This window comes from Neorhizobium sp. 05N33, from assembly GCF_056397445.1.
Genome location: NZ_JBFTNK010000004.1, coordinates 215,143 through 229,017 on the forward strand (window position 1 = coordinate 215,143; position 13,875 = coordinate 229,017).

The window sequence follows — 13,875 nt, forward strand, 5'->3', positions numbered from 1 at the left end:
AACAAGAAGGCCGCCGGATCATGAACCCGGCGGCCTTTCTGTTTGGCTTTTTGGCATCAGGCCATGTGGATCGTCTTGACCTCGAAGTAGTTTTCGAGGCCTTCCGGACCGCCTTCGCGGCCGATGCCCGACTGCTTGAAGCCGCCGAACGGGTGATGGATGTCGACGATCATGCCGTTGACGGTGACGCTGCCGGTGCGCATGCGGCGGGCAAAGGCATAGCCACGCTCCGGATCGGAGGTGAACACCGCGCCGGACAGGCCGTAGGTGCTGTCGTTGGCAATCTTTGCCGCTTCGTCATCGTCCTTGTAGCTGATGATCGACACGACCGGTCCGAAGATTTCCTCCTGGGCGATCTTCATGTCCATCGTCACGTCGGTGAAGACGGTCGGCTCGATGAAGTAACCGCGGTCGAGACCGGCCGGACGGCCGCCGCCGCAGGCAACCGTCGCACCGCCTGCGCGGCCGGCAGCGATATACCCTTCGACGCGGGCAAGCTGGCGGGCCATGGTGAGCGGGCCCATCTGGGTGGTTGGATCAGATGGATCGCCGACCTTGATGCTCTTCACCGCGCCGACATAGAGGTCGATGAATTCCTGCTTGCGGGATTCCGGCACCAGAATGCGGGTCAGCGAGAAGCAGACCTGACCGGTGATCGGCATGGAATAGACCATCAGCGCCGGCAGCGCCTTTGCGAAGTCGGCGTCGTCGAGAAGCACGGCTGCGGACTTGCCGCCGAGTTCGAGGCTGACGCGGGTCAGGCGGTCGGCGCAGGCGGCAGCGATCGTCTTGCCGGCAATCGTCGAACCGGTAAACGACACCTTGTCGATGCCCTTGTGGCGCACGAGATAATCGCCGCCTTCGCGGCCGGCCGGCACCAGGTTGAAGACGCCCTTCGGAATGCCTGCCTGCTCGATGCATTCGGCGAGCAGATAGGCGTCCAGCGGAGTTTCCGGTGAGGGCTTGGCGACAATCGTGCAGCCGGCGGCAAGCGCTGCCGAGACCTTGTAGTTCAAGAGCACCATCGGCGCGTTCCACGGGGTGATCGCCGCGCAGACGCCGACTGGCTCGCGCACCACGCGGACTTCGCCGCCATCGGCACGCTTGCGCTGATCGACGAACTCGTCGTTCTCGATCAGGCCGGCATAATAGTTGTAGAGGCCCGGGTTCTGGCCGACCAGCTTCTTGGTCAGGAAGATCGGCGCGCCGACCTGGGTCGTCCAGGCATTGGCGATCTCGTCGAGGCGGGCGGTCAGGAGGTCGGCGACCTTGCGCAGGTAACCGGCGCGTTCCTTGAAGGTCATGCGCGGCCAGGGGCCATTGTCGAAGGCGTCGCGGGCGGCTACTACGGCCTTGTCGATATCGGCATTGCTGGCTTCCGGGTAGCTCATCAGCACTTCCTCGGTCACCGGCGAGATGACGTCGAGCTTGTTGGTGCCGAGCGGGGCTACCCATTCACCGCCGATGAAGAACTTTTCGGGGGTTTTCAGAACCTGTTCGTTTCTGACAGCGACATTCATTTCAGTCTCCTCCTCTGATAGAATGATTTCCAAAAGCCGCGGCCCCTTCATCTTGAGAAGATCCCGCAGGCATGACGACAATTCCTCGCCCTTTTCGCAGCGGACAGCCTTGCAGCCCTGCGCCTCGGCGATCTGCACAAAATCCATGTGGCGGATATCGACGCCGTCGATGCGGCCGGAGCCGCTCCGCTCGGCAATCGCCTTCAGGACCTTGTAGCCGCCATTGTTGAGGATGACGATCATCAGATCGGCATCGTATTCGACGGCAGACCAGATCGACTGGATGGAATAGAGGCTCGATCCGTCGCCGATGACGGCGATGACCGGCTGTTCCGGCTTGGTGAGGGCAGCGCCGACCGAGCCGGGCAGGGCATAACCAAGGCCGCCGCTGGCCGTCGCGAAAAAGCCGCCGGGCCGCTCGATGGGCAAGAAATCGTGCAGCGCGTCGCGAGCGCCTGGGGCTTCCTCGAAGACGATGCTCTCAGGCGAACGGACGCCTGCCAGTGTCTGGTAGAAAAATTCCTGGGTGATGCCCTTCGGTGTTTTCAGGCGCGGAATGGTGCGGGCCGGGCCGTCGGTACGCGGCGCACGGCAGCGCAGGCGGTAGACGAGGCTTTCGGTCGCGGCGCGCAGGTTCGAGACCATGGCGTTGCCGACGATAGCGCTCGCCGCCTGGGCGGGATCGTCGGTGATCAGCCATAATTCGGCACCTGCCGGGATATCCGGGCCGGAGCCGGCGAAATGGTAGGTGAAGGCCGGCGCGCCAAGCACCAGCACAAGATCGGCGCCATGCAGGCAATTGGCGAGCTTCGGCTGGAAAGCCGGCAGGAAACCGGCAAACAGCGGATGGCGCTCCGGAAAACTGCAGCGCGAAGACAGCGGGCTCACCCAGACCTTCGCCTGCAGGATTTCCGCAAGCCGCACCGTGGCGTCCCAGGCATTGTCGAGATCGACGCCGGGGCCGACGACGAGCACCGGCTCGCGGGCTTCGTTCAGCCGGCGGGCGAGATCGTCAATTGCGGAGGCGGGCGCGCTGATCACCGTTTCCACATCGCGAATGGCGATCGGGGCTGCCTGTGCCTGCCAGTCGCTCAACGGAACCGATACCATGACCGGGCCGCGCGGCGCCTGCATCGCCATGTAATAAGCACGTGCGATTGCCGCCGGCACGTCTTCGGCGCGGGCAGGCTCACAGGCCCATTTCACATAGGGTTTGGGAAACTCCGTCGGGCTTTCCGCAAACAGGAACGGATCATTCGGCAGCAGTTCGCGGCTCTGCTGGCCGGTGGTGATGATAAGAGGCGCGCGGTTGCGATAGGCCGTGTAGATATTGCCGAGCGCATGGCCGAGGCCGGCGGCCGAATGCAGGTTTACGAATGCCGGCTTGCGGCTCACCTGCGCATAGGCGTCCGCCATCGCGACGACGATCGATTCCTGCAGGCCGAGCACATAAGAGAAATCTTCCGGCACGTTGACGAACATCGGCAGTTCGGTCGATCCCGGATTGCCGAAAATCCGATTGATGCCCTTCTGTCTCAGAAAATCGAAAACTGCCTCGCTTACTGTCTGTCCACGCAGCTTGGTGCTGCCGGATAGGAAATCCAGCGACATCTTGTTCATAGCTTCGAGGCCTCCTCCCGGCCTTCGGGGTTCACACCCCGAGCGCGTATGTTAGCGAGCGGAAGTGTTGCAGATAGCGCCCTGTCTTGGAATTGAAGAATTTCCAATAATCCATTACATCAAGGCATGACTTTGGATGTGCGGTCGGCTCAAATCGTTCTCGAATGCGCGCGGCGCGGCAGCCTCGGCGCGGCGGCGACCGCGTTGAACATGACCCAGCCCGCGATCACCCGCATGCTGAAGCGGCTGGAGGACAGCTACGGCGTGCCCCTGTTCGAGCGGACGACCCGCGGCGTGGTGCCGACCGTATTCGGCGATGCGCTGCTGCCCTATGCCAAGCTGGTCGTTTCCGAGATCGGCAATGCGACCGACGTCATCCAGCAGATGCGGGGCGCCAGCCGCGGCGTGGTGCGGATCGGTGGCGTGGCGAGCGTCGTCGGCGGTTTCATCATCGCCGTCATCGGCGAGATGCGCAAACAGCATCCCGAGGTGCAGTACCAGGTCATCGAGGACCTGGAGGACCGGGTGCTGGAAGGGCTGAAGGGCGGCACGATCGACATCGCGATTTCACCGGAGCCCTATCTCGACGACGACATCATCATGGCGACGCCTGATATCATGCATGATACGGTCTCGGTCTTTGCGAGGTCCGATCATCCGATCATCAAACGGGAGCACGTGACGCTCGCGGAAGCGGCCGGGTTCGACTGGGCGATGCCGCCGCCCGGGACGCCGACGGTCAGGGAATGGCAAAGGCGGTTCCACGACAACGCGCTGGAACCGAACGCGCCGTCGATCATCTCTCGCTCGGTGCCGGTCCTGAAGGCGGCGGTGCTTTCGGAAATGCTCTGCTGCTGGATGCCGCTGCCCCTGGTGCGCGAGGAAGTGGAACGGGGAAATATGGCGCGCGTCAACGTGCCCGAACTCGACTGGCAGCGGACGTTTCGCGTCTACCGCCGCAAGAAGGGCCTGATGACGCCGCCGACGGTCAACCTGCTCCAATGCATCCGCCGCATCAGCGAGACCTGGACGATGTAACGCAGAATGGCTGGGGCTATTTCTGCTTGGGGAAGGCGTTCCCAGATCAAGCTGTCTTGCCGACCCGCGGCAGCGATGCGAACTCCTTGAGATAGGCCCGCCAGCCGCCGAAGGCGGTGATGTCGAGTGCGCCCTGAAGCGCGAACGGTTCGGCCAGAAACCCCTTGGCCGAGGTGCCGTCCGACAGGGTAACGGTGCCGATGCCGAGCGGCGGTGGGATCGCCGCGACGAACAGGCCGAAGGCTGCCGGCGTCAGTTTCCAAACTTCGACCTCAATTTCTCCACCTTCGCCTTCGGCGACGCGCACCATGCCGGGTTTCGGCGGTACTGTTCCGGCAAGCGCGTAAAGCCTGTAGGCGGCGGAGGTTTTCGCGACGCGGGAGAAGGTGCCGTCGAGATCGGTCAGCTGATGGTTGAGCGGCATGCCGGAAAGGTGCGCACCGACCACGATGACGTCGATCAGGTCGTCGCTTGCGACGACTGCGGGCGTTTCGGATGGCGCGGGAAGCGGCCAGCCAGTGGCGCCGAGGGTGAGCCCGCTCGCCTGGTGGAGGTCACGGGCCAGTGACGCGGTGAGTCCGTCGCGGCCGAAGGGGGCGAGCAGCGTGACGCTTGCCGGCAAGCCATCGGCACGGGTGCCGGTCGGCACGGCGATGCCGCACATGTCGAGCAGATTGACGAAGTTGGTATAGGTGCCGAGCCGCGAGTTTTCCCGGATCGGCTCCGCTTCCAGATCGGTAACCGTGTAGTGGGTCGGCGCGGTCGGCACGCAGAAGACATCGACGGAGGCGATCAGCGGCGCCAGTGTCTTCTTGAGCGCCTGCAGCGCATAAAAGCCCTTGAAGGCGTCGGCTGCGGAGAGCGATTTGGCGCCGCCATAGATTTTTCGCGTTACCGGGTGGAAACTTGCTTCCATCGTGTCGAAGAAGGGTTTCACAGCGGCGTAACGCTCCGCCACCCAAGCACCTTCATAGAGAAGATTGGCGACCTTGTAGAACTCGCCGAACGGCACTTCGACGATGCGGTGTCCGAGCCTTGCCAGCATCGCCAAGGCGTCGCCATAGGCGGCCTCCATCACGGTATCGCCGAAGAACTGCAGGTCTGCTTTGGCCGGCACGCCGATCGTCAGCACAGGCGCCGCAGAACCGAACCCGGTTGCCGGCACGACTTTCGAATAGGCGTCCGCCTCGTCGTATTTGGCAGCGACAGAGAAGACCTTCCAGGCGTCGTCCGCAGTCAGCGCGAAGATCGAGACGCAGTCGAGCGTGCGGCAGGCGGGAATGACGCCTGTGGTCGACAGTGCGCCGACGCTCGGCTTCAGTCCGACGATATTGTTGAGGCCGGCCGGGATGCGCCCCGAACCGGCGGTATCGGTGCCAAGCGCGAAGCTGACAATGCCTTGCGCGGTGGCGACCGCAGAGCCGGATGAGGATCCGCCCGGTACCAGCTTCGAGTCGATGGCGTTCCTCGGGATCGGATAGGGCGAGCGGACGCCGACAAGGCCGGTCGCGAACTGGTCGAGATTGGTCTTGCCGATGACAAAAGCGCCGGCTGCCTTGAGCAGGCCGACCACGGTCGCGTCTCTTTCGGGCAGATAGGCATAGTCGGGGCAGGCGGCGGTGGTCGGCATGCCGGCGACGTCGATATTGTCCTTCACCGCGAAGGGAATGCCGAACAGCGGTTTTTCGGGATCGAAGGCGCCGAGTTTGTCGGCTTCCGCAAGGACGGCGTTTTTGTCGGCCAGATGGATGAAGATGCCGGGATCATCGACCTCGGCGATCCGCGCAAAAACGGCTTCGACGACTTCCGCGACACTGCCGCCATTCTGGTAGAATGCGTGAAGCGAGGCGATGTCGAAGGCTGGTGTCTTTTCCGGCAAGCTCATGCCATTTCCTCTTCCAATATTGTCACCGGCCGGTCCCACTGGATCAGCACGACGCAGCCGGTATCGCTCCAGACGGAGTGTTCGGTGCCTGGCGCATTGACGATATAGCTGCCGCGGCCGTAATCCCCGGCCTCGTCGGATTGCACGCCCTCGAGCACCAGGATGGTTTCGAGGCCCTCATGGCGGTGGCGGGGAACGCCGGCGCCGGCCTCGTATTTCAGCAGCGCCACACCCGGCTGGTCGCCCTCGAAGGGGCGGATCCAGTGGATGGTGACCTCGTCGCGGAAGGGCTCGAATTGCAAGTCTTTCCAGCCGCCTAACGTCAATAGCTCGCGAGTTGATTCAGGCATTGTTTTCCCCTCTGGCGCGATCCCGTCCAGAATGTCGTCGACATGAGCGGTCCAGCCGACGATCGCGCCCTGAGCGCGGATCATGGCGATGGCCGCCGCCTTGAATTCCGGAAAATAGCTCTCTGTCGCCTCTTCGGCGAGCAGGCATTCGTAACCGCGATCGTTCGCCTCGCGCATCGTCGTCTGGACGCAGACTTCCGTCGTCACGCCGGCGAAGACGAGCTGAGTGATGCCCTTCTCCTTCAGCACGTCACCCAAGTCAGTGGCGTAGAAGGCGCCCTTGCCGGGTTTTTCGATCACCACTTCGCCGTCGATCGGCGCGAGTTCGGAAATGATCGCCGTGCCGGGTTCTCCGGAAATCAGCACACGACCCATAGGGCCGACATCGCCAATCCTCAAGGACGGGTTGCCGCGGTCGCGCTTGGCGGGCGGGAGATCGGAAAGATCCGGCTTGTGGCATTCCATCGTATGGATGACCGGCAGGCCGGCATCGCGAAAACCCTGGATGAGGCGTTTGACGTCCGGCACGATCCTGGTGATGCGCCCGACATCGTTGCCGAGGCTGGCGCCAAAACCGCCAGGCTCGGCGAAATCGCGCTGCATGTCGATGACGATGAGCGCCAGTTCCTTGGGTTTCGCCGGGAAGGCAAAGGGTTCTGCCTTGATCTCCATCAGTGATGCCCCGCCATATGGGCGCCGATGACGCCGATATCGGCGGCGCGGATCGGTGTTTCGTAGACCAGCTTGCCTTCCGAGATCACCATGATGCGGTCCGACATTTCCAGCAGCTCGTCGAGATCTTCGGAAAGCAGCAGCACAGCGGTGCCTGAGTTGCGGGCGCGCATGATGCGGGCGCGGATTTCCGCGACGGCTGAGAAATCCAGGCCGAAGCACGGATTGGAGACAATCAGCAGGTCGACATCGCCAGTCAGCTCGCGCGCGAGCACCGCGCGCTGCACGTTGCCGCCGGACAGCGCCGCGATCGGCGATGAGGACGAGGCGGTCTTGACCTTGAAATCCGAGATCAGCGACGAGGCGCGTTTCTTCATCTCGCCCTTGTTCAGCCAGATCGCATCCTTGCCGTCGCCCTTCAGGTCGAAGGTGCGGAAGGCGAGATTTTCGCTGACCGTCATTTTTGGCGCACAGGCGTTCTGTAGCGGCTCTTCGGGGATGAAGCGGACATTGTTCTTGCGGGTCTCGGGCCGGGTGGCGCCATAGGTCTCGCCGTTGACTGTCACGGTGCCCCTGTCGGTCGGGCGCTGGCCGGCGAGGATTTCGGTGAGTTCCTTCTGGCCATTGCCGGAAATGCCGGCGATGCCGACGATCTCGCCGGATCGGACCGTCAGGTTGTCGATCTCGATCGTCTTCAGCCCGGAGCGGTCCGGTGCCTTGACCTGTTCGACCTTCAATACCGATTTCGCAGCCTCGGGCACCGGCAGGCGGCTGTCGAGTTCTGCAAGCTTGACGTCGCCGATCATCATTCCCGCCATGTCGGAGGTGGAGAGTTCGCTGACCTTGCCGGTGCCGACCAGCTTGCCGCGACGCAGGATCGACACCGCATCGGCAAACTTCGTCACCTCGTGGAATTTGTGGCTGATCATCAGCACCGTCAGTTCGCCGCGCTCGGTCATGCCGCGCACGATGCCAAGCATCTCGTCGGCTTCGGCCGGCGTCAGCACCGAGGTCGGTTCGTCGAGCACGAGGAAGGAACGGCCGAGATAGAGCTGCTTGACGATCTCCAGCTTCTGCTTTTCGCCGGCCGCGAGCTCGCTCACCGGCCGTTCGAGCGGGATCTGGAACGGCATGCGCTCCATGAAGGCGGCAAGATCCTTGCGCTCCTTCGCCCAGTTGATCACCGAGGGCACGGAGGTGCGGCTGATCACCAGGTTTTCGGCGCCGGTCAGCGAGGGGACGAGCGTAAAATGCTGGTAGACCATGCCGAGCCCGTAGGTCGCGGCATCCTTGGGCGAGGCGACCGAGACTTCACGGCTGTCGACCGAGAGCGAGCCCGATGTCGCGTGGTAGAAGCCCATGATGCATTTGACGAGCGTCGACTTGCCGGCGCCGTTTTCGCCGAGCAGAGCATGGAACGAACCGGCGGGCACGCTGATCGAGACGTTGTCGAGCGCGGTGAACGAGCCGAAGCGCATGGTCATGCCGAGCGTTTCGATGCCGACGGCCTTGCCTGTCTGCGGGAGCGGGGTATCGCGAACGATGCTCACTTCAAGTCTCCTTTTCGACGATGATAGCGACGGGGCCGCCGCCGGGTGGTCCCTGGTGCTCGGCGCCGCCCGAGACGTAGAGGTCGGTGATGCCGAAAACGCCGGCGAGAACGCCGCCGACGAAAGCGCGGGCGTGGCGCGTGCCGGAAATGTCGGAATCGTCCAGCATCGTATGGCGTTTGCCGCCGACCCTGCCGGAAGGGTCCGGCTCGGCCTTGGCGAGAACCGCTGCAAGCCGGCTGTTTTCCGGCAGGCGTTCACGCGCCCGGCGGACTGAACGTGCGTCGATCGCGTTTTCCATGACCGCATGATCGATCGCGAACGGGCCGGACCACCGGGAGCTCATGCCGAGGACGATGATCTCGTGGTCGGTCAGCTCGACACCGGCCGATGTCGAGGCGCAGTTCGAGAAGAGGTCAAAACGGATACCGATATCGGCATCGGCGATTTCCGCTTCGTCGACTTCGCCGAGCGCCACCGCGACGCCGAGCGCGGAGGCGCCGCGCGACAGGCCCATCGACTTCAGCGTGTCGCGGGTCGCGACGGTGGCGCCCGCAGCCTCCGCCTCGGAGATCCGGCGCGACGTCAGCAGCGGGCATTTGATCTGGACGAAATGCACATCCGCCGGGTCGTCGATACCGGCATCCCGCATCGCCGCCCTGACCCCGTCGGCGACGAGCAGAACCTGTTGCCGGCGTCCGAGATGATGGGTGGGCAGAACGGGTGTGCGGGAGGCACCGATTGCGAGCGCTCGTTCGCCGGGCGCTTCCACAGTTTCGCGGGTGAAGATCGTCCAGTGCGGCGACAGCGCGCCTTCGGTTCCACCCGACATGACGGTCGGAATCCCATCGACACCATGCCTGTGAAACAGGTCCTCGAAGCTGCGGGTCGCGTATCCACGGCTGAAATCGTTGACGCAGCCGTTGCCTTCGGTCTTGCCGAGCACCGCTACGACGTTCTTCGCCGCAAGGCCGCCCGCAAACAGCGCCTCGACGCCGGCGACATCGTCCGGGCCGTCGGCGGGTATGCGATAAACGTGGGCGCGCAGCGAAGGCATCAGGGCAGGGCCTTCACGAGTGCTTCGGAATTGGAGACGGCACCGAACACGCCGCCCTGCATCTTGACCATCTTGATGGCAGCGAGGTGATTTCCGTAGTCGGTGGCGCCGCAGCAGTCCTCGAGCATCAGGCATTCGAAACCGCGGTCGTTCGCCTCGCGCATCGTCGTCGAGACACAGACATCGGTGGTGATGCCGGTCAGCACGATGTTTTCGATGCGCTTCTGGTTGAGGATGAGTTCCAGGTCGGTGGCGCAGAAGGAGCCCTTGCCCGGCTTGTCGATGATCACTTCGCCTTCGATCGGGTAGAGTTCCGGGATGATGTCCCAGCCGGGCTCGCCCCTCGTCAGGATGCGGCCGCAGGGGCCCGGATCGCCGATGCCGGCGCCGATGCGTTGCGAGCGCCAGCGCTTGTTGGCGGGCAGGTCGGCGAGGTCGGGCCTGTGGCCTTCGCGGGTGTGGATGATGTGGTAGCCTTTTGCGCGCATGGCGGCGAGGACGCGCTTGATCGGCTCGATCGGCGCCTGGACCAGGGCTAAGTCGTAACCCATGTGGTCGACATAACCGCCCTTGCCGCAGAAATCGGTCTGCATGTCGATGATGATAAGCGCGGTGTTCTGAGGTCTCAGGTCGCCGTTATAGGGCCAGGCATAGGGATCGGCGTCGATATAGCTGAGTGTCTGGCCAGCCAGTGCGGCGGGGGAAAGGCTGTTCATCGGGTCTCTCCAATTCGGTTTGCGGCCTATTTCGTCAACGACAACGCGCCTGGCGCACCGGCAAGCGAGCGGGTGGGCGACGAGGTCGCGATCAGGATGATGAGGGTGAGCACGTAGGGTGCAGCGTAAAACAGGTAATAGCCTTGCGTCACGCCGACGGATTGCAGGGCGGGCCCGAGCGCGCCGGCACCGCCGAACAGCAGGGCGGCGAGGAAACAGCCGATCGGGTTCCAGCGGGCGAAGATCACCAGCGCCACCGCCATCAGGCCTTGTCCGGAGGAAATGCCCTCGTTCCACGACCCGGGATAATAGAGCGACAGATAGGCGCCGCCGATCGCCGCCAGCGAACCGCCGGCGGCAGTCGCCAGCAGCCGCACCCGGTCAGGGCTGATGCCCATGGCGCGGGCCGCATCGGTGCTGTCGCCGACGACGCGCAGGATCAAGCCGATACGGGTATTCTTGAACGCCCAGAACAGGAACAGGGCCAGCGCCGCCCCGATGAAGAACAGCACGTTGATGTTGAGCGCCGCCTGAACCTGCGGCACCGCCGACCAGGTTCCGAGCGGGATGGAGGGCAGTTTCGGCGCCACCGGCTGGATGAAGGATTTGCCGAGGAAGAAGGCCAAGCCCAGGCCGAACTGCATCATCGCGATGCCGATGGCGATGTCGTTGACCTTGGGCCATTTGCAGATCCAGCCGTGGATCGTGCCGAACAGGGCACCGGTCGCCATCGCCGCCAGCACGCCTAATGTCGGCGAGCCGGTCATCACCGCCACCGCATAGGCTGTCATGGCACCGAAGACGAGCGTGCCTTCAAGCCCGAGATTGATCCGGCCGGAGCGCTCGGTGATCGTCTCTCCGAGCGAGACGAAGATGAAGGGGGTGGAGACGCGGATGGCGCCTGCGAAGATCGCCAGGGGCACGCCCCAGAGGCCGATACCTGTGTCTTCCATCGGTCAGCTCCTTTTCCAGAGGTCGGGATTGAAGATCTTGAAGCGGCCGTAAAAGGTCTCGCAGAAGAGGATGACGATGAAGAGCGTACCCTGCAGCACCAGAACCGTCGCATCGGGCAAGCCCATGCGCCGCTGGATCAGGCCGCCCGAGGCGGAGATGCCGCCGAGCAGGATGGCAACCGGAATGATCGCCAGCGGATTGTGCCGCGCCAGGAAGGCGACGAGGATGCCGGTATATCCGTAGCCGGCGGCCAGCGAGGCGTTGGCGCTGCCCTGGACCGCAGCGACTTCGATCATGCCCGCCAAGCCTGCGAAACCGCCGGCAATCGCGGTGAAGCCGACGATCAGCTTGCCGACCGGCAGGCCTTGTATCTGCGCCGCGCGGACATTGCCGCCGGCGATGCGGGCCGCAAAACCGTAGCTGGTGATCTCGATCAGAACCCAGGAGAGGATGCAGGCGACGACGCCGATGACGAGGCCCCAGTGGACATCCATGCCGGGGATCTGGCCGAGCATGTAGTCCTTCGGCAGAGGTTTGGTGGACGGCTTGTTGAGGCTCGCCGGATCGCGCAGCAGCCCTTCGACGAACTGGTTCATCAGGGCGATGGCGATATAGGCCAGAAGCAGCGAGGAGATCGTTTCGTTGACGCCGCGATAGTGGCGGAGGAGGCCGGCAAAGCCGATCCAGATGCCGCCGACGACCATGGCGGCAAAGCCCATGAAGACGAAGAGCACGATCGGCGGCACGATGCCGACGAAGGGCATGGCGCTGGCCGCCGCGGCGACGCCGCCGAGGACGACCGCGCCTTCCGCGCCGATGATGACGAGGCCGAGGCGTGCCGGCAGCGCCACGCAGAGTGCGGTCAGCAGCAGCGGTGCGGCGCGGGAAAGGCTGTTCTGGATCGAGAACCAGCTTCCGAAACCGCCCGTGTACATGAGCTGGAAGAGGGTGAGCGGCGACTTGCCGACCGCCAGGATGAAGAGGGAGAAAAGCGCCAGGCCGATCAGGATCGCCACAAGCCCGATCGCCACGGGCTCAGCCCGTCGCGCCAGCCATTCGAGGAGGGGGCGCAGCGAAGCTCCGTTCCCCGTTGCTATCGATAGTCCCGGATCGTTCGCTTCGACCGTCATGGCGCTTCTCCTTCACCTCGAGATCAGGACGTGGACCCGACGACGCCCTCGACCAAATAGCCCATGCTTTCGAGCTCGATCGCGTCCTCGGCGAAGGCGGTGCCGGCGGTGACGACGACATTGCCCTTGTTGTCCTTGATCGGGCCCTTGAAGACCGAGAACTTGCCGGACATGATCTCGGCAAGCGTCGCCTCGAACTTCTTGCGGCCTTCGGCCGAGACAGCCGGTCCGAGCGGGCTCATCTTGACGAAGCCATCCTTCAGGCCGCCGCGGACGAAATTGCCGAGCTTGCCGCCGCTCTGGGCCGCCTTGATGAAGTTGGTATAAACATTACCCCAGGCCCATTCGGCACCGGTCAGGTACTTGTCCTTGGCAAGCGCGCTCTGGTCGGCATGGTAGCCGCAGACGAAGGCGCCGCGACGGGCGGCGGTTTCGACGACGACCTTCGGGCTGTCCACATGGCAGGTGATGACGTCGGCGCCCTGGTCGACGAGCGCGTTGGTGGCTTCGGCTTCCTTGACGGCGAGCGACCATTCGCCGGTGAAGATCACCTGGCAGGTGATCGTCGGATCGACCGAGCGGGCGCCGAGCAGGAAGGAATTGATGTTCTGGACGACCTGCGGGATGGGCTTCGCTGCAACAAAACCGATCTTCTTGCTCTTGGTCGCGTAAGCCGCGGCAATGCCGTTCAAATACTGGCCCTGGCCGATATAGCCGAAATAGGAGCCGGTATTCATCGGGTTCTTGCCCTCCTGCCAGAGGCCGCCGCAATGGCGGAACTGCATCTTCGGATATTTAGCAGCCATGGCCAGCATGTGGGGGTCGAAATAACCGAAGGAGGTCGGGAAGAGCAGAGTGGCGCCGTCGAGGTTGATCATCGACTCCATGGTCTTCTGGACGTCGACGGTTTCCGGAACGTTTTCCTCTTCGACGAGCGTGATCCCCGGCATCTTCTTGATGACGGCCGCACCCTCGGCATGCGCCTGGTTGTAACCATAGTCGTCCTTGGGGCCGACATAGATGAAGCCGATGGTGAGCGCGGTCTGCGCCATGGCCTGCGAGCCGAACAGGCCGGGCACGGTGCCGGCGGCCAGGCCGGCAGCGGAAGCCTGGAGAAAGTTGCGGCGGTTCATGGGAAGGAGTTTGGTCATCGGCATGCTCCTTGCGGCTCTGGGCCGGTTTCGAACGGGTACGGTAAAGTGCATGCAATGTGCGTGCCAGAACTCAAGCCACTGTTGCTAAACGGAAATTTTGCGACCCAAAAACCCTGCAACAAAAAGTGCATACAGATTCATCGCATTTTCGCTTAAGAAATAATCAATAGGTATTATTTGTTCAGCAATCCGTCGGAGGGGCAATACGGCAATCGCCGGTGCAGCTTCC

The 13,875-nt window shown here is 63.5% G+C and carries 10 protein-coding genes and 1 pseudogene; 1 reads left to right on the forward strand and 10 read right to left on the reverse strand.

All coding sequences use genetic code 11. The annotated features are described in order from the left end of the window. Window positions 1-56 precede the first annotated feature (56 nt). Complete coding sequence (gene mdlC, locus AC1DLT_RS13485; protein WP_477487053.1) at window positions 57-3,140, reverse strand: benzoylformate decarboxylase; 3,084 nt, start codon at window positions 3,138-3,140, stop codon at window positions 57-59. A 138-nt stretch (window positions 3,141-3,278) separates the two neighbouring features. Here mdlC and AC1DLT_RS13490 point away from each other — a divergent pair, with 138 nt between their 5' ends. Then, the gene (locus tag AC1DLT_RS13490) at window positions 3,279-4,178 is read left to right on the forward strand and encodes a LysR family transcriptional regulator (RefSeq protein ID WP_477487054.1); all 900 of its coding nucleotides are present in this window, start codon (window positions 3,279-3,281) and stop codon (window positions 4,176-4,178) included. Window positions 4,179-4,224: 46 nt separating this feature from the next. On the opposite strand, the gene atzF is transcribed toward AC1DLT_RS13490, so the two are convergent. The 9 genes and pseudogenes from atzF to AC1DLT_RS13535 form a co-directional block, all read right to left on the reverse strand. Next, window positions 4,225-6,063: an allophanate hydrolase gene (atzF, locus tag AC1DLT_RS13495; protein ID WP_477487055.1), complete on the reverse strand. Its 1,839-nt coding sequence runs from the start codon at window positions 6,061-6,063 to the stop codon at window positions 4,225-4,227. Continuing rightward, on the reverse strand, window positions 6,060-6,413 hold the full coding sequence (locus tag AC1DLT_RS13500) for a cupin domain-containing protein (protein WP_037083300.1): 354 nt from the start codon (window positions 6,411-6,413) through the stop codon (window positions 6,060-6,062). The genes atzF and AC1DLT_RS13500 overlap by 4 nt, the downstream gene beginning before the upstream one ends. 15 nt (window positions 6,414-6,428) lie before the next feature. Then, window positions 6,429-7,088, reverse strand: a pseudogene (locus AC1DLT_RS13505) (cysteine hydrolase family protein); the annotation flags it as partial. Further along, window positions 7,085-8,635: an ABC transporter ATP-binding protein gene (locus AC1DLT_RS13510; protein ID WP_477487056.1), complete on the reverse strand. Its 1,551-nt coding sequence runs from the start codon at window positions 8,633-8,635 to the stop codon at window positions 7,085-7,087. The gene AC1DLT_RS13510 and the pseudogene AC1DLT_RS13505, both read right to left, overlap by 4 nt. A 1-nt stretch (window position 8,636) precedes the next feature. Continuing rightward, window positions 8,637-9,692 (reverse strand): cyanuric acid amidohydrolase, encoded by a 1,056-nt coding sequence (gene atzD, locus AC1DLT_RS13515; protein ID WP_477487057.1) that lies wholly within the window; start codon window positions 9,690-9,692, stop codon window positions 8,637-8,639. Then, window positions 9,692-10,408 carry a biuret amidohydrolase gene (biuH, locus tag AC1DLT_RS13520; protein ID WP_105415552.1) on the reverse strand — a complete coding sequence of 239 codons (717 nt, stop codon included), beginning with the start codon at window positions 10,406-10,408 and terminating at the stop codon, window positions 9,692-9,694. Before biuH ends, atzD begins: the two co-directional genes overlap by 1 nt. Before the next feature lie 26 nt (window positions 10,409-10,434). Next, entirely contained in the window at window positions 10,435-11,361 is a 927-nt protein-coding gene (locus AC1DLT_RS13525; protein WP_247039335.1) for an ABC transporter permease, read from the reverse strand. A gap of 3 nt (window positions 11,362-11,364) precedes the next feature. Further along, a complete protein-coding gene (locus AC1DLT_RS13530) occupies window positions 11,365-12,492 on the reverse strand; it encodes an ABC transporter permease (protein ID WP_477487058.1) in 1,128 nt (375 codons plus the stop codon). A gap of 23 nt (window positions 12,493-12,515) precedes the next feature. Continuing rightward, window positions 12,516-13,643: a BMP family ABC transporter substrate-binding protein gene (locus AC1DLT_RS13535; protein ID WP_477487059.1), complete on the reverse strand. Its 1,128-nt coding sequence runs from the start codon at window positions 13,641-13,643 to the stop codon at window positions 12,516-12,518. Between the last annotated feature and the right edge of the window lie 232 nt (window positions 13,644-13,875).

Coding starts and splice junctions, on each gene's coding strand:
- AC1DLT_RS13500 (WP_037083300.1), bottom strand. CDS start 6,413: ATGCCTGAATCAACTCGCGAGCTATTGACGTTAGGCGGCTGGAAAGAC.
- atzF (WP_477487055.1), bottom strand. CDS start 6,063: ATGAGCTTGCCGGAAAAGACACCAGCCTTCGACATCGCCTCGCTTCAC.
- AC1DLT_RS13525 (WP_247039335.1), bottom strand. CDS start 11,361: ATGGAAGACACAGGTATCGGCCTCTGGGGCGTGCCCCTGGCGATCTTC.
- mdlC (WP_477487053.1), bottom strand. CDS start 3,140: ATGAACAAGATGTCGCTGGATTTCCTATCCGGCAGCACCAAGCTGCGT.
- AC1DLT_RS13530 (WP_477487058.1), bottom strand. CDS start 12,492: ATGACGGTCGAAGCGAACGATCCGGGACTATCGATAGCAACGGGGAAC.
- atzD (WP_477487057.1), bottom strand. CDS start 9,692: ATGCCTTCGCTGCGCGCCCACGTTTATCGCATACCCGCCGACGGCCCG.
- AC1DLT_RS13535 (WP_477487059.1), bottom strand. CDS start 13,643: ATGACCAAACTCCTTCCCATGAACCGCCGCAACTTTCTCCAGGCTTCC.
- biuH (WP_105415552.1), bottom strand. CDS start 10,408: ATGAACAGCCTTTCCCCCGCCGCACTGGCTGGCCAGACACTCAGCTAT.